Source organism: Bdellovibrio sp. HM001 (assembly GCF_055397275.1).
The window spans coordinates 1,074,798-1,094,759 of record NZ_AP029174.1 but is presented as its reverse complement, the minus strand read 5'-3'; the positions used below and the strand labels follow the sequence as shown (position 1 = coordinate 1,094,759).

Sequence of the window (19,962 nt, the reverse complement as noted above, 5' to 3'; positions counted from 1 at the left end):
GTCTAGGAAGTTGACAAGAGACGTGCGTGGTCCACATTACTTTTTTGAATTATCTTGGGGAAAATCGTTAACTTTTCAGCGTCCTGAACCGTTTTAGTAAATATGAAATTGATGTGGTTGGGTGGCCTTGTCGCTGCCGTCAGTCTATTTTCCGCTTGTACGGGTCCTCAGCGGGCCCCAAGCTCCATCATGTACGACGATGAACGTGCCAATCGAATTCAGGAAATTGATATTGAGCTTTCCCATTATTGGAACAAAGACTGGGAATACAACCAGGAGCTCTTCCAAAAAGGCCTGCCAAACGCCACGTTTGATCGCAAGCTGAACCCCAATGACAAAGACTGGGGTCGAGTTGAGTCTTTACTGACAGAAAGAAGTCAGGAGATCCGCCAGTTGTCTTCAAAACTATTCCTGCGGGAATGGTCCGGTATCGGCCCTTGGTTTGCAGCCTCTTTCCGCCCTCGCCTGTTTGACAAAGAGGAAGTCATCACCATCAAGTCCATGGATGACTTTAAACTTGGCTTCCCTCAGGGAGCTTTCCCGATTGAACACAACTTCTACAATAGCTATACCCTGCGTTTTGAAAATGATCTGCCTGTTAGCACGCACTTTCCCCATGATCGGCAGGATAATCAGAAAAAATATCTTAAAGCCCGTCTGGAATGTGATGCCGACATCATTCATCCGGGGAAATGGATCTTTTCAGGCGAAACACGCAGCCGGGTCTATGAATTCAACTGGTACTATAATCAGGAAAACGGTCAGCGTGTGCGCGTGAAGTTCTCCCCGGCCGTGAATTACTGCAAGTTCTATTTCCGCGATCCCGAAAGATCCAAAACGTGGTCCAATGGCCTGCAACTGGTCGATATTGGTCGCGCCACCAATGAGTGGATCAAACTGACCAATCACATCGACATCTGTGCACGCCCCGAAGGCAACTTCGGTAAAGACCCTTCGGCGTTCTTCTGGACTCAGGACTTTAACTACACCACTTGTCCTCAGACTTTCGATAAGCTGGTGAATCTGCGTGACCCTTATAAGTCCATGAACCAAAAGATTCTGGCGCTGACGGGCTCTCCGCTGAAACGCAAAGACTTTGACCGGAAAAATCCGATGGCGGAGCTGGATTTTTCAAAAGCCCCGAAGTTTGATGTCATCTGGGTTTCTTCACTGAACTTTTCAGCTGACTTCTATGGCATGGTCATGTCCAGTGCTCTTCGCTATCATGGCCAGCAAGGCACCCAGATTCGCATCCTGGTTCCGGAAGTGACCATGACCCGCAAGGACAAGGCGATTTTAAGTCGTCTGCAGCAGGGCCTTCCAAACATCAAAGTACAGTATTACCGATACACAGTGTCTGACCAGAACAACGGTGGCTGGCTGGATAAGTTCCACCGCGTGAACCACACAAAACTGATGATCGGACATTCATCAACGGATCCTAAAGCAAGCTTCCTGATCACCGGGGGACGCAATATCCGTGATTCCTACATTTTCAGTGATAGACCTTTCTATAAAGCCTATAAGTTCCTGAAAAATTATGGCGACGGAGAAGAGGACTACATTTACTATGACGACTTTGAAATCGAAATTCGCGGTTATAACTTCGTCAAATCCGTCATGGCGCAGATGTTGGCTTTCTGGATGCGTGATCCGGAATCACAGCGCTATCGCTCAACCAACGTGAACGTCCCGAAAGAGGCTTCGTTGGATCAAGTCGCAAGGCTGCGAGCCCTGCCCGAATCAACTCCTGTGGTCCGCCATATCACGTCCATGCCTTACTTTGACGGCTATCAGTTGGAAAAATTCTATATCGACATGTTCGATTCAGCACAAAGTGAGCTGCTGCTGACCACGCCTTACTTCCGCCCGTCTGTGGCTATCAGCGCGGCGCTGGACCGTGCCGTGCAACGAGGGGTGAAAGTTAAAATCATCACCCGTATTCATCTGGCTGGCGATGGCACTCCGAAAATCGCGGAAGACGTCAACAAACAGGGCATCAATCGACACTTAAAAGATGTCGAGATCTATGAGTGGACTCAGGACAATTCCATCATGCATGCCAAAATTCTGGTGATTGACAAAAAATTAAGCTTCATCAGCAGCGTGAATATGAATCGTCGCAGCTTCATCCACGACACCGAAAGTGGGGTTCTGATTCTGCATGGACCAACCGCCATGGAAATGCGCAAAGAAGCCCTCGACTATATCAGCAAGGGCCGTCGTATCACCGCTGCGGAAAAAGTGGGCTGGATCAACTCCACTTTGATCGACTGGGGGGACTCTTACTTCTAGTGAAGGGAGTCCTTGTACAGTTTTTCTTTCAACGCCTGAACCTCAGGAATTGAGATATCGTAAGGGCGACCGCACACCTGACAGGTCACGTGCACGGGTTCTTGTTTTTGGATCATGTCTTCCAGATCCTCATTGGACAGAAGTTCCAACGCGCGCATCACACGATCTTTCGTGCAAGGACAGTAGTATTCCACTGGGTGTTCATGTTCCAGTTCTTCATACGCAATGCCATCCAAGAACGGCTTGATCAGATCTTCCGCCGATGCCCCATCCAAAAGCATTTTCGAAATATTCGGTTTTTTGTCGTCGTAGTTTTTCTGGATTCTTTCCACCATCGTTTCATCCACACCCGGCATGACTTCGATCAATACGCCGCCCGCAGATTGAACTTTCCCGTAAGTATCCAGATAAACACCCAAAGACACCAGTGAACGGATCTGGTGAGACTGGTGAAGATAGTGAGCAATGTCCTGCCCGATTTCACCACTGACCAGTTCCACAGTTCCCTGGAACGGCTGCTTTTGGAATGGCTGATGTCGGGCAACACTGAGAAGTCCGATGCCGATGGCTTCCTTAAGACTTAAACCGTTGTCATAATTTTCAGGTTGATATTGCGGATTGGCGGTATAGCCGCGCACATGGCCGTTATAGGAAGCTTCCGCATAGACACTTCCCAAAGGACCATTACCACGGAACAACAAGCCCACCATTTGATCATCTTTCAGTTGGGCCGCCATCAAAAGCGCACCCACCATGCTGCGCCCCACAGCCACCGTGGCCAGAGGATACGTGTTTTGCAGGTTTTGCATATGTCGAACGACTTCTGTGGCATTGACTGCGGCAATACGCAAAGTCAGATCTTTGGATACGAAGCGATGAACCCGTTCTTTACTCATGACAAACTCCCGGACTTTGTGGAAAAATGAAACCTAACAAAGCAAGTCCCTAATTTCAAGTGAAGAGAGCTTATTCCCATGAAGATCTACGTCTTTAGACACGCCCAAAAAGCCATGGATTTTTCCGGAGATCCGGATCTGACGCCGGAGGGACATGCTCAAGCTTCCAAATTACTCGACAAGGTGCTTAAAGAGGAACTGCCCCGGCCGACCGAACTTTGGGTGTCCCCAAAAAAACGCACGCATAGCACCTTTCGTCCCCTGTCTCAGCATTTCGGACTTCCCCTCGTGATTCAAGAGTCCCTGCTGGAGCAAAAGTCCGATGAATCGGTCACCGAGTTCCGACTGCGCATCAGTAAAACCCTGGAAAACGCCGCGATTCAAAAAGACGCTGTGATCTTCATGTGTTCCCATTATGACTGGGTGGTGGAAGCCATGGCGGTGGCTCCGGCCGACAAGGATCTTTCTGATTCCGAATTTTCCCAATGGAGCCCGGCCCAACACGTGGGTTTTCACGTCAATGCCGACGGAGTTTTTGAATTTATCGAACTCAAAAGGATTCAACTATGATTCAGAATATCTGGGCCGTAGGCCGCAACTATGCCGATCACGCCAAGGAACTGGGGAACGAAGTCCCGACTGAGCCGATGCTGTTTTTGAAGGCCGGAAGCACTGCCACCCTGGCTGCGAAAGAAATTCATCTTCCCGAATGGGCCACGGAAATTCATCACGAGGTGGAGCTGGCATTGCAATTTGATGAAAATCTGCAAATTGACGAGGCCTGCATCGCTTTGGATCTGACAGAAAGAAACAAACAAAATCAGCTTAAATCCAAAGGCCACCCCTGGACTTTGGCGAAGAGTTTTAAGGAATCCTGCCCGCTTTCTGGCTTCTTTGCCGTGAGTGATCTGGAGGAGCTAAGAAACCTTGAAATTATTCTAAAGATCAACGGCGAAGTCCGCCAAAAAGGCAACACCTCTCAGATGATTTTTGGCTATGAAAAGCTGATTGATTTCGTTCGCCAGCACTTCCCTGTGGTCCCGGGCGACCTACTTCTGACCGGCACCCCCGCCGGAGTCGGTCCTATTCGTCGTGGCGACGTTTTGGAAGCCGAGATCGTGGGCAAAATAAAACACACCTGGAACGTCCGCTAGCCATTTGCGTCAAGCGCCTGTTTCCGGGCGCTTTTGTGGAACACTAAAGCTTGAATTTTTGAATTTGCAGAGCGAATATGCGGCCCTCTATAGAGGTAAATGCATATGAACGACATTCAGTCGCAAATTGTCTCCCGTGGCGAAGAAATCCTTAAACGCATGGAAAGCCAATCCAAGGCTTCCATCTTCTCCAAAGATTTCTGGTATGGCTCCATCATGGAATGGAGTATGAAAAACGAAAAATTCAAAACCAACATGTTCCGCTTTGTGGACGTTCTTCCCTCCATCAACTCCGGAGATGAAGTCGCGCGCCACTTGAAAGAATACTTCTCTGAAGACGGCGGCACCCTGCCACCGGTATTCAACGTGGGCTTGGGTTTGGGTTCTTTGGCTCCGGGCCTGATGGCGGGCGCGATCAAAAAGAACGTCATGGGTATGGCAAAAATGTTCATCACTGGCGAAAGCCCGGATGAAGCTCTGCCTGTTCTGAAAAAAGCACGCAAAAACAAAATGACCTTCACCGTCGATATTTTGGGTGAAGCGACTTTGTCTGAAAAAGAAGCGCAAGATTACAGCAGCAAGTACATGGAGCTGATCACTTGGTTGGCCAAAGACGCCGAAAAGTGGGATGAAGTTCCCCAGATCGACCGCGATCACGAAGGCGCTTTGCCAAAAGTGAACGTGTCTGTGAAAATGACAGCCCTTTATTCCCAGATCAAAGATGCCGCCTGGGATGAATCCAAGAAAATCCTGAAGGACCGTCTGCGCCCTGTGTTCCGTCTGGGTATGGAAAAAGGCGTGTTCGTGAATCTGGATATGGAGCAGTACTCTGTCAAACACCTGACATTGGAAGTCTTCACAGAGCTGATCAACGAACCTGAATTCAAAAATTATAAATTCTTCGGTATTGTGATTCAGGCTTATCTGCGCGATTCCTTCGAAGACGTCAAATCCCTGACAGAGTTCGCGCAAAAACGTGGCACTCCGTTCTGGGTTCGTCTGGTGAAGGGCGCTTACTGGGATTACGAAACCATCGAAGCCGAACAGCGTGGCTGGCCGATTCCGGTTTACACCAACAAAGCGGAATCCGACGCAAACTACGAACATTGCGCGAAATACCTGCTGGAAAATATCAAATCCATCCGCCCTGCTTTTGCATCTCACAACGTCAGAACTTTGGCGGCGTGCATGCTTTACGCAGAAAAACTGAACATCCCGAAAGAGGCTTTGGAATTCCAGATGCTTTACGGAATGGCAGAACCCATCAAAAAGACCATCGTGGACATGGGCTACCGCATGCGTGAGTACGCCCCAGTGGGTGAACTGATCCCGGGCATGGCTTACCTGGTTCGCCGTCTTTTGGAAAACACGTCCAATGAGTCCTGGTTGCGTGGCAAATTTGCTGACAACAAATCCATGGCGGAGCTTTTGAAAGACCCGGCACAAGGATTGACTCCGACGTCTGCAACCATCCAAAAGAAACCAGGCAAGTTCTACAACGAACCGCTTTTGGATTTTGCCGTGAAAGCGGATCGCGAAAAAATGCAAAAAGCCCTGGCGGATGCGAAAGCCTCTTTGCCAGTGAACGTGAACATCGTGATCAACAACAAGGAACTTCAATCCGGCAAAGTCTTTGACCGAGTGAATCCTTCCCAGTCTGACCAAATCGTTGGTAAGATCCAGATGGCCACCACCGAGCAAGCCGAACAAGCCATGCAAGCCGCGCAAACGGCGTACAAAACATGGAAGAATGTTCCTGCTGAACAGCGCGCGGCTCTGGTCGACAAGCTGGCTGACATCATGACCCGTGATCGCTTCAAGTTGATCGCAACACAAGTTCTGGAAGTCGGTAAACCATGGGCGGAAGCTGACGGTGATATCGGTGAAGCGATCGACTTCTGCCGCTACTATGCCCGTCACATGCGTGAGCTGCAAAAACCACTTCGCGTGGGTGGCTTGCCTGGTGAAGTGTCTCAGTACATCTATAAATCCCGTGGGGTCACTGCGGTGATCGCTCCTTGGAACTTCCCTCTGGCGATCCTGGCTGGCATGGTGACGGCGGCCGCTGTTGCCGGGAACACCGTGGTCATGAAACCTGCAGAGCAATCCTCTGTGGTTGCCTGGGGCTTGATGAAGATGATTCAGGAAGCTGGATTCCCACAAGGTGTGATCAACTTCCTTCCAGGCTTCGGTGAAGAAGTTGGTGAATACATCGTGAACCACAAGTACACGACAACCATCGCCTTCACAGGATCCAAAGCCGTGGGTCTGCATATCATGAACCGCGCGGCTGTGGTTCAGCCAGGCCAGCAGCACGTTAAGAGATGCATTATCGAAATGGGCGGTAAGAATGCCGTGATCATCGACAACGATGCGGATCTGGATGAAGCCGTTGACGGCGTGATTTATTCTGCATTTGGTTTCAGTGGTCAGAAATGTTCTGCTGCCAGCCGTGTGATCGTGCTGGATGAGGTTTACGAACGTTTTGTAGACCGTTTGGTTGAAACAGCAAAATCCATCGAAATCCACCCGGCTGAAAATCCAAAAGCGTACATGGGTCCTGTCGTGGACAAAGAAGCCTATGACCGCATTTTGGGCACAATCGCAGAGGCGGAAAAGAATCACAAACTGCTCTTCAAGGGCTCTGTCCCTGGTGGCGGTTACTTCGTTCCTCCAACAATCTTCGGCGATGTTCCAGGTGATGCAAAACTGGCTCAAGCTGAAATCTTCGGTCCGGTTGTGGCCGTGATTCGCGCGAAGAACTTGGATCAGGCCCTGGATATTGCCAACAGCACAGAGTACGCTCTGACTGGCGGTGTGTTCTCCAGAAGTCCGGCGAACATCGCTCGCGTGAAAGAAGAACTGGAAGTGGGTAACTTGTACGTGAACCGTGGTATCACGGGCGCGATGGTGGATCGTCATCCATTTGGTGGCTTCAAAATGTCTGGTATCGGTTCCAAAACCGGGGGCCCGGATTATTTGAAACAGTACATGGAGCCTGCGTGTGTGACAGAGAACACTCTTCGCCGTGGTTTTGCTCCTGCGGAAGAATAGACCTTCACCAAACTAAAATTCCCAAAGCCCTCAGTCAAAAACTGAGGGCTTTTTTTTTGCCGAAATTCAATTCCCACTTTGAGACACGAACCTTACAGAAATTAAATTCAGGACTCCGGTCTGTATTTAAGTGAGATTTCCTAGAACAAAACCGAACAGATCTTTGTTAGAAATTTCACAAAAAACCTTTTGGATTCCGATAAATATGAACATGGGCCACCACGGAGCGTTCATTATCAGTTTTCGAAGAATCATTTCTTCATACACCCCGGTATTAATATCAGCACTGCTGATAAGCGGATGTACTTTGGACTCCGTCATTGAAACCCTGACAAAAGTAGAATTCAAACTTATCACCAACATCGAAGACAACTATGTGGATCTGAGTGGCTCCACACTGACCCTGGAGGGTCAGTGTGACAAAGCCGAGGGACCAATCACTTTCAAACTCAACTCGGTCGAGCGCAGTAAGATGAACTGCCCCTCCACCGGCGTCTGGCAGTACTCACTGGACGTTCATGAACTGGGGGAAGGTGAAGCCTCACTGATTGTTGAACAGGTGGAGTTGGCTGACACTTCCAAAAAGGTGAAATCAGAAACTGTCACATTGAACAAGGACACGACTCCACCACAATTGTTAAGCATGCCAGATATTATTCTGAATGATAAAGGATTCATTAGTTGGGAGTGCCAGAATCTGAATGACAGATGCACCTTCCGATCCTTTGTTTCCGTAACGGATCTGTTTACTTTTGCTGCTGAACCTTACACAAATCTGAAAAGCAACATGACTTTCCCCGAGGGGAAAAGCTATTTGTTCCTGCAGGCTAAAGATGCCGCAGGAAATGTTTCTTCTGTGAAAAAGATTGAAGTCTATTCCGGTACCATGGGCATTTTGCTCAATCCGATGCAGATGAAACTTGCGATGGATCAATCAGTGACTCTGCGATTCTATATTCCCCAGGTGTTCAGCGAATACACTCTATTTAATAACGACAGCTGCACGGGTTCAGATAATTGGCTGACACGCACGACTGGTGACCATCCTTGGAATTTGCCGTCTTCAACCCCCGCCAATTATTTCGTATCAGCTAAGTTCCGAACATCCACTGGAATCGTCAGTCAGTGTTTCACTGACAGCATACCCATCATCGACACGATCACTTCTCATGATATTTGCTCGAGCGGTTCTTCCAATGCCGTCTTTGGTATAGTACGAAGCAGTCTTTACTCGCAGAATCCCGGATACAATAACAACGAAAACTGCTCCTTTACCGTGAACACGACAGCCGCCATGGATATCATGCCGGCAACAACTCTATCCACCGAGACCGATAAAGATATTTTATCCATCCGACAAAATGGTCTGACACTGTATTCCTTTTCAGGCATGTTTACCCCTGTGGGACTGCAGGCTTTCACCAGTACAGAGCCTGGGCCTTTCACATTCAATTTCAACTCGGATGCCCAAAACGCACAAGACGGCTTTCTTCTGTACTGGATGCCCAAGGACGCCATCCGCCAGGAAATCATTATCAATGATGGCGCAACACAGACCAGTTCAAAAACTTTGCGTGTGTCCTTTGATGTCCCCTCTTACATGAAAGAATACTATCTGACTGAAGACTCTTCGTGCACCGCCGGGGGGACGTGGAAGGCCATCGCGGCTCAGAACCAGTTTACGGCGTTGACCAACAATTCGACTCTGTCCTTAAAAGCCCGCTTCCGCGACGTCTTCGGCAACGAGTCTGAATGCGCTTCGGCAGCCATTGCCTACGTGCCACCGGAAGTCTCAATTATAGCTCCAGTCACCGTGGCGGACATCACCAACTCCGTGGACCTAAGCGGAACCTGCAGCGATGGTGGCGCTACAGTTAAAATTTCTGGATCCTATTCCGGTGAAACCACTTGTACGGCACAAAGCACCTGGTCCAAATCCTTCGCGCTGGGAAATGTCCCAAACAACACAACCATCACCGTCACGGCTGAGCTGATGCTGGCAGGCACGGCTCAAGCTTCGGCAACAAGATCTTACACCATCAATCGCCATGTCACCCCGACATCCCCCGTGGCCAATGGCTATGTGGGCCCGACCTTCACCATGCGCGGGACCTGCTACCCGAACACTGCCACGATTAACATCACGGCTCCAAATCCTGCGACTGTCACTTGTACCAACGGGGAATGGCAGTCCGTTCAAACCGTGACCGGAAACAACGAAGACGTCATTAACATCGCCGGAAATCTTGTTTTCAATTCGACCCAGCAGGATTCCTTTGCCTTCACTGCCAAACTTTCCACCCAAGCAACGCTTGCCACCATCTTTGGGGCGCCTGTTGGGAAATCCTCTGAGGCCAGCCATGCCTTCACGGTCAGCGGAGTTGGCATCAGCGCCTTTAAATATAAATTCGGTAAAGATGCCGTCTGCTCGAATTCCTCGGGTTATAGCGCTGAAATCAGCTCCTCCACTGGCATCTTCGCCAGTCAAAGTACCAACGCCGACGGCGACAATATGGTGCTCTGTGTGGTGGGACTTAACGGACTCAATGGCCTCTGGCAGGACTATTCCATCGCCACCACCCGCACTTGGAAAAAAGCTTTACCAAAATCCGTGAACTTCAGTGCCTCCAGTAAAAAGTTTACGGAAGGTCAGACCGCCATCGCAGTGAGCGTGACTCTGGATGCCGTATCCACGGTTCCAGTCCGTGTTTACTACAATCTTTCCGGGGATGCGATCTACATGGTCGATCACAATCTGGGACTGGGTTACATCGAGGTTCCTGCAGGTCAGCTTTCAGCGCAAATCACCTTTGATACTCTGAACAACACAATGGATTCCAACGACAAGGATCTGGATGTCTATATCACGCACACAGACCAGCCAGACTTTGTCGTTGGCATTAACTCACGACAAAGATTCGTCATTAAAAATACAACCAACAGTTACAAAAAAATCCTCAGTTTCGCTCACGGCTCTGACTACACGCAGCCTTCTTTCCTGGCCCTGGCTGATGACGGTAAAATCCGCGTCTGGGGCGAGGCCAATGCGACCACCGCAGGAATCACAATCACCCAGGCGGGTACAAACTTTAAACAAGTCACTGGAACGCGAATGAATTTCTGCGCCCTGAGTGAGGCTAATCAAGTGTACTGCGGTGGCGTGGGCGGCCTCAGTGGCACCATTGTCGACTCCGGTGTGACTTACAAGTCCATCAGTCTGAAATACTACACAGCCTGTGGCATCACCTCCGACGACAGGGTTCGCTGCTGGGACGTTTCGGCGTCTCCTATCACGCCTTACTATATTGATGACGGTGTGGTGAAGTTTAAAAAAGTCGTGGCTGCTCAATCTTCCACGATCTGTGCGATTTCTCTGGCTGATGATTTGTACTGTTATGGCAATAACACCTATAAACAAATCGCCAACAATGGTACGGCCTCCTATAGCGTCCTGACCCAGGTCGACCCTGGGGTGAAATACAGTGATGTGACTTCTTATACCTATGTCTGCGGCATCACCCGCGACACTCAGCAAATCAAATGCTGGGGGCGCAACAATCTTTACCAACTGGGCAACGGCTCGACGATCAACAATCCAACGCCGACGGTTGTGAATTCAACTACGAAATACCTGCAAATCAGCGGATCTGACAATCACGTGTGTGCAATCACTGAAAACAATGAACTGAAATGCTGGGGTTCCGGAATCAAGGGTGGTTACAACAGCGCACAGACAGACCGGACCTATATGACACCGACTCTGCTGAATACGAACATCGTCTGGAAGACCATTCAGACCAACGATGGCTCCATCTGCGGCTTGTCGGACGATGATATGCCTTACTGTTTCGGCGATGGTACGAACTATGGGGATATCCCTAAAACGGCAACTCCAGTCCTTGAGGCTGTCGATCTTTACTCATCCTATCGCGACTTTGCCACGGCCTATGGCCGCGTCTGCGCCATCCGCAATGATGGAGGAGGCTACTGCTCTATGCTGGGTCATCCCCTCTTGCGAGCTCAGCCCAATGTGGACTTCAGCAGCGGCAAAGTCATATCCTCTCGAGGTGTGATCTGCCTGAGTCTTGCGGATTCTTCCTACTGCACAGGGGTGAATACCAATGGACTTTTGGGCGACAACGACACGACGAATACTAAATTGGATCTGGTACACACGGGAGGCCTGGCAATTCAAGCCCTGGCCACGGCGGAAAACTACTGTGTGCATGCCATCAACAGCGCTGGCAGCTTGTACCGATGGGGCTCTAGTTCCGCGCCTGTATGTGCCTCCGTCTCCAGTCAGATCCCGACATTGGTGGCCACCAGCGTGAAGTTCAAACCCATCATTCAAAGTACGACCTACGCCGCGTGCGCCCTGAGTTTAGACAATGAGGTGTATTGTTGGGGATCTGGCTCGATCATGCGCACAGGCGCAAGCTCAACCCCCATCAGCGTGGATCCAGGCTATAAATACACTGACATTAAACTGAGCGACGACCGCTTCTGCGGTATTCTGGAAAACGCTCAAGTGCGGTGCTGGGGTACGGGTTCAGCCGGGAAACTGGGACACAACAGCACTGCCAACTCCACAGGCACCCTGACCGATGGCGGTCGCACTTACAGCCAACTGGTGCTGGGCAACTCGATTGCCTGCGGGATTAGTGGAACCAATCTGGAATGTTGGGGCGGTGGCTTTAGCAATGTCCCTGTGGTGGTGAACAGTCCGACCAGCTATAAAGAAGTCGCTGTTGGCAACGGAGAACTGATCGCTCTGACAACGGATGGCGCCGTGCACTTCTGGCAACTGGGTGACTACTTGAATCCACCGACTGTGATTTCTGGCGGTGTGACCTTTGCAAAACTCAAAGCCACGAATTATTCCGGCACCACCAGGTCGATGTTCTGTGCGCTCACAACCGCAGACAAACTTTATTGCCGAACTCCAATGGGTGCGGGCACCTCGATCAATATGCTGCACCAGGTTCGCGCTTCCCGGTTCTAGAAAAAGAAAAAGGCCACTGTTTCCAGTGGCCTTTCTTAATCTAATTAAAATAGAGGTGAGAACATCATGCTCCCCGAGACCTTCCGTGGTATCACCCCTCCCGTAAAAATGATTGCAGCATAACAAAAACACGATTGCAAGAGTCTTATTACAGATTTTTTAAGAATTTCGCCCCTGCGCCAAAAAATCCACCCTATTTTGCAAAGAACTTAAGCAAACGGCCCCAAGCCTGCCCCGAAAACGAAAAAAGCCAGCTCAACGCTGGCTTTTGAAGCTCATCAACTTTAATGAGTCTTAGAAATCATTTAATCGGTCGGCCAATTCTGGGAAGTCCACGAACGGATTTCTGTTGCCCTGAACTTTGTAGATTTCGATATTACGTTTCATCTCGTCTTCATCAACAGGGTCTTCCTGATTCCATTTACGCAGAACTTGCTCCTGCTGAGGGTCGATCGGAAGATCATAGCGCAAAGAGAAGTAGAACAAGGCACGGGCCACGTTCCCACGGTGGTTTTGTGGTGGTTCAAACACCTCATCAGAACCCGAAGTTCCGATACCGAAGCGAGATTCCGGGCATTTCAAATCCATCAGATCTTTCGTCACTTCACCAAAAGGATGATTGCCGCGAATCGCATTGAGCTGGGAATCTGTCGGGAACAAGTGATGCAAGTCAGACTTTTGAACATCATCCGGGAAACGGCGTGTGAATTTACTTTGAGGCCAGGTGTGCTCAACATTGATCACCGTGTTATTCGGAATCTTGCCAGGAGAGGGTTGAGAGCTCTTGAAATCCTCAGGGCCACGTTCGGTGTTGCAATAAACATCGCGAACCGCGTACTGATTGCCTTCTTTCACCAAGTAGTAGTTCCCCATTAAAAACACTCTTGCGGCATTGTACCCGATCGCCGTGTGAGCATAGCAACGACCTTGTCCCTGTGGGCAGGCCTTCACGATTTGATCGTAAGAACCTTTCACCAGCATATGATAGTTGCGCATCACAGTTTTGATTCGATTTTGAAGGGTCTCACCGGAAGCCCCCGCTTTTAGATCGCGATAGAACTCTTCCCCGTAATATGGGACCAGTTGAGAAGACGGCGCCGCATTCGCAACACCAACAAAAGATAACAATGTAAAAACAATCACTGACTTAATGAGCAGCATTTGCTTCATTCAGGTCCACCATTCGGTTTGGGGGTGATCTACAGCCTCTGCGAAGTAAGATGTCCTAACCGTAACGATCCTGTCAACGGGTATATAGAAATTACAAGATCAATTTTGCGATGCAGGTTGAATCGAGCGCCCACGATAGGCCCAGCCAAGGACCGCTCCTAAAACACTGCCGCCGATATGAGCGGCGTAGGCCACGCCCCCGCCAATCCCCTCAGGGGTCGCCCAAAGATTCGCCACATCGACCACCAGGAATAAAGGGATAATCAACAAGGTCGGTAAAAAAATCGCGCCATAGTGCCCGGGCATGGGCGAGGCAAAGTATAGAAAACGAACTCGCGCTCGCATTTCCGCCAGACAATAAAATGCCAACAGCGCACTGATAGAAGCACTCGCCCCCACCATCGGCACAGTTCCATGCAGATCTGAAAGCAAAAAGCCCATGCCTCCAGCAAAGCCACCCAACATATAGACGATAAGCAAGACTCCACTGCCGGCCATCACTTCCACCGCCGCGCCAATAAGCACCAGGAAACCCAAGTTGGAAAGAAGGTGCATCCAGTTGGAATGAGAAAACTGATAGGTGAACCAGGACAGCGGCCCTTTGGCACCGGAGCTTAAGCCAAAGCGATACAACAGCTGCTCTTGATACTTCTTACGAAACTCAGAGATATCTTTACGCCACGAAGTCACTTGCACCTCGTCCCCGCGATAGGTCAATGCCTCAGCCTTTTGCAGAAAACGGGAATCCCGAAGCGCATAGGCTCCAAGAAGCCCCATGTGATCCGTGTTCGATGAACCCATCTGCAAGACCCATTCAGGTTTGGCATAAAGATCTTGGGCTGGCAGAGTTTGCAAATACTGATAATAAAGGCGTCCCGTCAAAATCAGCCCGTCTTTCTGCAACACGGGTGAAGAACTCAGACTTGAACCCACTCCGCTGAAAATCAAAATAAAAATGAAAACGTTCAGCACCGCCAGTGTGATAGTCAGCGGATAGCGGGAATAGTCCTTAAAATCTTCTGGACATGGAATGATCATGGAACCTCATAGCGCTCTTTAAAGTCATCGATCCAGGTTCCCGGATCAACACTGGCCGGAGCCCGGCCCTTTTGAGGTGTGAATTCAGTGTCGCGCAAAGCCCAGACCGAGCGCACATAGCGCTTTTCCAGTGCGGATTTCATGACTGGATTTTTCTGCATTTGTGCAATCGCTTTTAAGCTTCCCACATAGTCCTGGGCAGCAAAAAGATCCTCTGACTTCAGGAACTGCGTCACCAGCAAACTGGAATCCGCCATTTCAAGATCCTCAAGATCACCATCTTCTGCCATATAACGAGCCAAAGCGCAGGTTGCAGAAGAAGAGTCTTCACAAACCTTGGCAAAGTAGGCCTCCTGGGCTTTACCGTCTGCCAGTAAATATTTCGCCAGATAAGCCAGGGGCTGAGAATTCACCGGGTCTCCCCACAGGGCCACGTCGGCTTCTTTTTCCAGACACTCGCCCGAAATTTCATTGAGCAGGAATAACGACAAGGCGGTATCCAATCGCGCCGCCCCCTCTAAGCCCTCAGTCCCTTTGACTTCCCGACAGGCGGTCACCGTTGATTTTTCAACGGTGGATTTAAAGGCTCCAGTTTGCAGACCATGATAGGCCTTCATGAAGCCCAGAACTCCAAACAAAGCCAAAAACAAAAAGCTCATGCGCATCCACGAGGATATAAAACGAGACTCGATAGGCATCGGCCCGTCATCATGTTCTTTCTTAAGCGTGATGACCAGCGTGTCTGCTGCGCGGTCCGGAAAGGCCCGGCGGAACGGATGACTAAGGATTTCCAAAAACGGCAAGGCCAGAAGCAAGAATCCAAAGCTCCAGCACACGGAACGGATCAAACACTGTGCGTAAGTCAAACGAGGCTGATAGATCGGATAAGAAATCACCCTGATCTGCATGAACAACTGTCCTGGTGTCGCTTGCCAGAAGTACAAAAACACTGACTGCAGGATGGTGACCAGCACAACAATGCAACTGATAACCAGTGACGCTGCAATCACACCCTCCGCAGACTGCATATCCAACAAAAAGAATGTTTTTGTCTGACGAACCAAACCGGCAATCAACAGACTGATGATAGGAGAAAAAACTAAAAAATCCAGTATCAACGCCACAAACCTGTCCGCCACGAAAGCGACAGGCACGGAACTGGATTTCGGATAATGAGGCTTCACTTCAGGAGCCGATAGATCTGGAAACACCATAAGGATCGTATCGGCTTGAAACAGGAAACACTAAAGAGATTAGTGCGCGAAATGGATCGCCTGGACCCGGCCCTGATCGTCAGTCACGAACTGAGCTTTGCCGACGATCTCTTTGGAGGAGTCAATCAGACTATAGACTTGCTCCCCGGCTGAGTTCTGCGCCAAGCTGACTTCCGCAAACTGCACACCAAAGGCCTCGGAATACTTCTTCAGGAATTCCGCTTTATCCTGGATCTGCATGGGCTGTTCGCCGGCTTGAGCATCAATGAATTCAAGACTTTCAATACGGCCCTCGACGGTTTTCATGCCGTACTTGCCTTCCAGGAAACCAAATACCAGCTCATCACGCAAAGTCGGCGCTTCCGCCAGGCTTGCCGCCACGGTGGATTTTTCCCGCGCCATGCGCTTGGCAAGATCATGCTCCCACTTAACGTCTTTGGCAAAACTGGAAGGTGCGAAGCTTGCAACCCCACGATTTCCCGTCGTCGCCACACCCTGATCCGGACTGCGCACCAGCCATTGATTCAGGAAAACTGTCATAATCAAAACAGAGGCAATGGACAGAACCAGGACCGCTTTTTGTTCTTGCGCTTTGTCCTGCAATCTTTTTCTTACAGATTGTGCTTTTGGAAATTCGATCACGTTTGCGTTCCTCATTATTTCACCCCTCAGAAGTCACGACAGTTCGAGTCCTGATGACTTCCATTGCGAAGGGCATGCCGTTTAAAAACCGCACTTATTCATTCTAGCTGAACAAGGCCTGAACAGACGTACAAAAGATGTTAGACGTATCATTCTGATCATCTCATCCTGACACATAAAAATCCAAATTCCGAGGGTCTAGTCGAGGGCCTTTTTTTCCCAGGAATCAATCCCCGCCTGCATTTCCGGCAAATGATAATACAGGACCCGGTCCAACTCCACGCCCTGACCCTCAATGCGATGCTTCTTCTGGCTCAGGTAAACTGCTTCAGGAATGGAGACTTGCACCCCTGGAGCCACTTCATCCAGTGGATACCAAACTCCCACCAGAAGCTGCCCGCGACTGGGGCTTCCCAACAACGGCGCTTTTCTGAATTCTTTTAATGCCTGTGCAACCATTTCCGCCACGGAGGAACTCTTTCCATCCACCAAAACCCGCACATCCCCTTCATAGCAGTTTGTCCGAGCGAATGTTTTTAAAAGAACTTCGCTGTGCGCATCCAAAACCGCCAACTGCGCCTGATCATCCAGTTCATTGGGCAGTTCCGCAGAACTTTTCACCGTCACACGCGGACGTTCCAGACTTCCCACCAACTCGGGTCTGCACAAAAACAGGGATAAAAATCGAAGGCCCGCAACAAAGTTTCCTCCGGCATTTCCGCGCAAGTCCACAACCACTCGCTTGAAAGAGCGAAGATCTGCTTCAAGCTTTTGCATTTTTTCATCTGCGAAGAAGGCGGCACGGAATGACGGCACTTTCAAGACCGCCTGCCCTGGAGCCCTTGCTTCCAGAGTCATTTCTTCAGAACGGATAATCGACCGAGGTTTCATTTTCACGGAAAACTCTTTGTCTTTGCGAAGAATCAGGTAAGAGCCCGGCTCAGTCTGAGCGTCCCAGGGATTGGGTTGTTCCGCGTTGATTGTCTGAATAATATCCCCACGGCGCAGCCCCAAAGCCTCGGCTGGAGAGTTGGGATGCACCTTGAAGATCACGAGCTCTCCATCCACAAACTGGCTTTCAATGCCCGTTTCCAGACTTTCCCCCCGCCAGATACTGGCGACCTCTTTGGAATCATAAACTTCCAGATGGGACACTTTTAAAAGGGCCAGCACATTGTTCATGTCTTTGATGATCAGCTTTTTTTGAGAATAAGGCGTGACCAGACGACTGCGACGATGGCAGGTCTTTTTCCAGTTTTTTATTTTGGCATCATCCAGGAATATTTTTTGCGACACCAGATCGCAAAGCACCGGGTACGGGTTTACAAAACTCTTTTTTAGAGTGAAGTGGTAGGCCGCATAGGCACAGCCAAGTGCAAGTAGAATAGCGAAGAAAGTACGGGTCATCTTAGTCCTGTAAAAGCAAAGACCGAGTGTTTTATCACCCGGTCTTCGTTTTTCAATTCAAAAGGAGACTAAGCCGCCACTTTCTTCTTGCGAGCCGCAGAAGGATCAATGTGGTATTGCTTTACTTTACGATACAAGGTTGCTCGACCAATGCCCAAAGCTTTAGCAGCTTCAGTCAGGTTGCCTTTGTATTGAACAATCGCGTTTTCGATGGCTTGAGCTTCAAGCTCTTCCATTTTTTGTACGCTAGTTGCTGTTGCAGTCGGTGTTGGGAACTGAATAACGTTGCCGCCACCCACGTCAGAGTTGATCGGGCTTGTGCCAGAAGCCAAAGCCGGAACACCTGCTACCAGTTGCTGTCTGAAAAATGCATTATCAAGCCCTTCTCTGAACTGTGCAGAAGAATATGCTTGAACTGTCACATCGTAATTCTCCCAGTACTTCTTTGTGTTCTCGATGGTTTCCTGGTTATCGCTCACCACGATCATAACTGTACGTGACATTTAGTCCTCCCCTTTTGAAACATTATCAAAGCTTAATTGACTCACTTTGTACCTATCGGCGTATCACGCTGAGAATTAAGGGCCAGTTGCAAATATTTTTTGAGACACTTTAAACAGTCCAAAACACTGGACTTTTGTCGGTCTTCAAAATGCCTCTTGACCGCTATTTCTATTTAAAGGGTGTTATCGAAGTCCTCATTTACATCTGTCGGGGCTTTGATATAGTGTCCGGCACCAGACCGGGATACACCTTGAACAAAGTACTTCTAGTTTTTCTTACAATGGCCCTGATCGGCCCTGGAGCCTTTGCAGACACTCTGCGCGTGAATGTCTATGATTTCCCACCCCACATCTTTGTGGAAAAGGGCACCCCTCGGGGGCCGGGCATCATCTTTTTTCAGAAGTACTTAAATCCCCCACCGGGGGTGACAATCCAATGGATCCCAACTCCGTTTGCAAGGGTTCTGCAGGATCTGCAAAACAACAAAACCGATGCCGCCCTGTTTTTGGCACGCACCCCGGAGCGTGAAAAATTCCTGCGCTTTTCAAGCGTCGCCCTCTTCACAACCTCCTCGGCCATCATCGTTCGTCGAGACTCCCCTCTGGCCCGGGTCCGGTCCTTGGCGGACTTCCAAGGTCTGACGCTGGGGCACTCAAAAGACTCCATTACCCCCCATGAATTGATTGAACAGGGAATCAAGGTGGAATCCCTTAGTGGCGAAGATGTTATCGAACGGAACATTCAAAAGTTGCGTTCTCATCGACTGGATGGAATTTTTATCCCCACCGCCTCCAATGGAGAATACATTCTGCATAAACTTAAGGCGGAAAAAGAATTCCAGATCTTTGTGGTGCCGAACTCAAAACTGAATCTGCATATCGCTTTTCGCAAGAACATCGATGAGCAGACTTTTCAAAGAATTGAAAAGGCCCTGAAAAAGAATCAGACCGCTTACCCCAAGATCCTGGATCTGCAACTGGGAAAATAAAAAAGCCTCCGCTTGCGGAGGCTTTTGACCAAGTATGGTGATTTTAAAGAACTACTCCAGCAAACTGCGAAGCATCCAAGCCGTTTTTTCGTGAAGCTGCATTCTTTGGGTCAACAGATCCGCACTGACTTCATCCCCGGCCTTTTCAACCAGTGGGAAGATGGAGCGCGCCGTACGCACGACAGCTTCCTGTCCTTCCACGAGCTGTTCAATCATCTCCGTCGCAGAGGGAACACCAACGGGTTCTTCGATGCTGGTCAGTTTCGCAAATTCTTTATAAGTACCCGGAGCCGCGACACCCAAAGAGCGGATACGCTCAGCGATCAAATCCACGGCGGTTGCCAATTCTGTGTATTGGCCTTCGAACATCACGTGCAGTGTTTGGAAGTGAGGTCCCGTAACGTTCCAGTGAAAGTTATGGGTTTTAAGATAAAGAGTGTAGGAATCCGCCAGCAAACGGGACAAGCCATCAGCGATTTTCTTTCTGTCCTTTTCGTTGATGCCAATATTAATGCCTACACTGCTGCTATTTTTCTTTGCCATGGGATGTTCCTTTCACACGTTGAAACTTCTAGAGTTAGCTTTCCAAGAGTAAACT

At 49.6% G+C, this 19,962-nt stretch carries 14 protein-coding genes; 6 read left to right on the top strand and 8 right to left on the bottom strand.

All coding sequences use genetic code 11. The annotated features are described in order from the left end of the window. Window positions 1-102 precede the first annotated feature (102 nt). Entirely contained in the window at window positions 103-2,295 is a 2,193-nt protein-coding gene (locus tag ACZ5ZZ_RS05305) for a phospholipase D-like domain-containing protein (RefSeq protein WP_464141597.1), read from the top strand. On the opposite strand, the gene ACZ5ZZ_RS05300 is transcribed toward ACZ5ZZ_RS05305, so the two are convergent. Beyond that, window positions 2,292-3,191 (bottom strand): Hsp33 family molecular chaperone HslO, encoded by a 900-nt coding sequence (locus ACZ5ZZ_RS05300; protein WP_464117725.1) that lies wholly within the window; start codon window positions 3,189-3,191, stop codon window positions 2,292-2,294. The two genes, ACZ5ZZ_RS05305 and ACZ5ZZ_RS05300, sit on opposite strands and share 4 nt — an antisense overlap. A 78-nt stretch (window positions 3,192-3,269) precedes the next feature. Between ACZ5ZZ_RS05300 and ACZ5ZZ_RS05295 the strand changes: the two genes are divergently transcribed. The 4 genes from ACZ5ZZ_RS05295 (at window position 3,270) to ACZ5ZZ_RS05280 (ending at window position 12,401) form a co-directional block, all read left to right on the top strand. Next, window positions 3,270-3,761, top strand: a complete 492-nt coding sequence (locus tag ACZ5ZZ_RS05295) for a SixA phosphatase family protein (protein ID WP_464134117.1) — start codon at window positions 3,270-3,272, stop codon at window positions 3,759-3,761. Then, complete coding sequence (locus ACZ5ZZ_RS05290) at window positions 3,758-4,345, top strand: fumarylacetoacetate hydrolase family protein (RefSeq protein ID WP_464134115.1); 588 nt, start codon at window positions 3,758-3,760, stop codon at window positions 4,343-4,345. Before ACZ5ZZ_RS05295 ends, ACZ5ZZ_RS05290 begins: the two co-directional genes overlap by 4 nt. 105 nt (window positions 4,346-4,450) lie before the next feature. Further along, on the top strand, window positions 4,451-7,399 hold the full coding sequence (gene pruA, locus ACZ5ZZ_RS05285; protein WP_464141595.1) for an L-glutamate gamma-semialdehyde dehydrogenase: 2,949 nt from the start codon (window positions 4,451-4,453) through the stop codon (window positions 7,397-7,399). 307 nt (window positions 7,400-7,706) lie between these two features. Beyond that, window positions 7,707-12,401, top strand: a complete 4,695-nt coding sequence (locus tag ACZ5ZZ_RS05280) for a hypothetical protein (RefSeq protein WP_464141593.1) — start codon at window positions 7,707-7,709, stop codon at window positions 12,399-12,401. A 294-nt stretch (window positions 12,402-12,695) separates the two neighbouring features. Here ACZ5ZZ_RS05280 and ACZ5ZZ_RS05275 read toward each other — a convergent pair whose 3' ends face one another. From ACZ5ZZ_RS05275 to ACZ5ZZ_RS05250, 6 genes are all read right to left on the bottom strand, one after another. Beyond that, window positions 12,696-13,571: an endonuclease I family protein gene (locus ACZ5ZZ_RS05275; protein WP_464134109.1), complete on the bottom strand. Its 876-nt coding sequence runs from the start codon at window positions 13,569-13,571 to the stop codon at window positions 12,696-12,698. Window positions 13,572-13,670: 99 nt separating this feature from the next. Then, window positions 13,671-14,609: a rhomboid family intramembrane serine protease gene (locus tag ACZ5ZZ_RS05270; RefSeq protein WP_464141591.1), complete on the bottom strand. Its 939-nt coding sequence runs from the start codon at window positions 14,607-14,609 to the stop codon at window positions 13,671-13,673. Next, window positions 14,606-15,823, bottom strand: a complete 1,218-nt coding sequence (locus tag ACZ5ZZ_RS05265; protein ID WP_464141589.1) for an RDD family protein — start codon at window positions 15,821-15,823, stop codon at window positions 14,606-14,608. Before ACZ5ZZ_RS05265 ends, ACZ5ZZ_RS05270 begins: the two co-directional genes overlap by 4 nt. Before the next feature lie 39 nt (window positions 15,824-15,862). Next, window positions 15,863-16,480, bottom strand: a complete 618-nt coding sequence (locus ACZ5ZZ_RS05260; RefSeq protein ID WP_464141587.1) for a hypothetical protein — start codon at window positions 16,478-16,480, stop codon at window positions 15,863-15,865. 183 nt (window positions 16,481-16,663) lie between these two features. Beyond that, window positions 16,664-17,872, bottom strand: coding sequence for a S41 family peptidase (locus ACZ5ZZ_RS05255; RefSeq protein ID WP_464117739.1), 1,209 nt, complete (start codon window positions 17,870-17,872; stop codon window positions 16,664-16,666). 68 nt (window positions 17,873-17,940) lie between these two features. After that, the gene (locus ACZ5ZZ_RS05250) at window positions 17,941-18,375 is read right to left on the bottom strand and encodes a helix-turn-helix domain-containing protein (RefSeq protein ID WP_464141585.1); all 435 of its coding nucleotides are present in this window, start codon (window positions 18,373-18,375) and stop codon (window positions 17,941-17,943) included. Window positions 18,376-18,509: 134 nt separating this feature from the next. On the opposite strand from ACZ5ZZ_RS05250, the gene ACZ5ZZ_RS05245 reads away from it, so the two are divergent. Then, a complete protein-coding gene (locus ACZ5ZZ_RS05245) occupies window positions 18,510-19,364 on the top strand; it encodes a substrate-binding periplasmic protein (RefSeq protein ID WP_464141584.1) in 855 nt (284 codons plus the stop codon). Window positions 19,365-19,415: 51 nt separating this feature from the next. Here the strand turns inward: ACZ5ZZ_RS05245 and ACZ5ZZ_RS05240 are convergent, their stop codons facing one another. Further along, window positions 19,416-19,907 carry a Dps family protein gene (locus ACZ5ZZ_RS05240; RefSeq protein WP_464141583.1) on the bottom strand — a complete coding sequence of 164 codons (492 nt, stop codon included), beginning with the start codon at window positions 19,905-19,907 and terminating at the stop codon, window positions 19,416-19,418. Window positions 19,908-19,962 lie beyond the last annotated feature (55 nt).

Bases quoted from the DNA above. Each gene is read 5' to 3' on its own strand.
- ACZ5ZZ_RS05295 (WP_464134117.1), top strand. From the start codon at position 3,270: ATGAAGATCTACGTCTTTAGACACGCCCAAAAAGCCATGGATTTTTCC.
- ACZ5ZZ_RS05250 (WP_464141585.1), bottom strand. From the start codon at position 18,375: ATGTCACGTACAGTTATGATCGTGGTGAGCGATAACCAGGAAACCATC.
- ACZ5ZZ_RS05265 (WP_464141589.1), bottom strand. From the start codon at position 15,823: ATGGTGTTTCCAGATCTATCGGCTCCTGAAGTGAAGCCTCATTATCCG.
- ACZ5ZZ_RS05290 (WP_464134115.1), top strand. From the start codon at position 3,758: ATGATTCAGAATATCTGGGCCGTAGGCCGCAACTATGCCGATCACGCC.
- ACZ5ZZ_RS05275 (WP_464134109.1), bottom strand. From the start codon at position 13,571: ATGAAGCAAATGCTGCTCATTAAGTCAGTGATTGTTTTTACATTGTTA.
- ACZ5ZZ_RS05300 (WP_464117725.1), bottom strand. From the start codon at position 3,191: ATGAGTAAAGAACGGGTTCATCGCTTCGTATCCAAAGATCTGACTTTG.
- ACZ5ZZ_RS05260 (WP_464141587.1), bottom strand. From the start codon at position 16,480: ATGAGGAACGCAAACGTGATCGAATTTCCAAAAGCACAATCTGTAAGA.
- ACZ5ZZ_RS05255 (WP_464117739.1), bottom strand. From the start codon at position 17,872: ATGACCCGTACTTTCTTCGCTATTCTACTTGCACTTGGCTGTGCCTAT.
- ACZ5ZZ_RS05240 (WP_464141583.1), bottom strand. From the start codon at position 19,907: ATGGCAAAGAAAAATAGCAGCAGTGTAGGCATTAATATTGGCATCAAC.
- ACZ5ZZ_RS05305 (WP_464141597.1), top strand. From the start codon at position 103: ATGAAATTGATGTGGTTGGGTGGCCTTGTCGCTGCCGTCAGTCTATTT.
- ACZ5ZZ_RS05270 (WP_464141591.1), bottom strand. From the start codon at position 14,609: ATGATCATTCCATGTCCAGAAGATTTTAAGGACTATTCCCGCTATCCG.
- pruA (WP_464141595.1), top strand. From the start codon at position 4,451: ATGAACGACATTCAGTCGCAAATTGTCTCCCGTGGCGAAGAAATCCTT.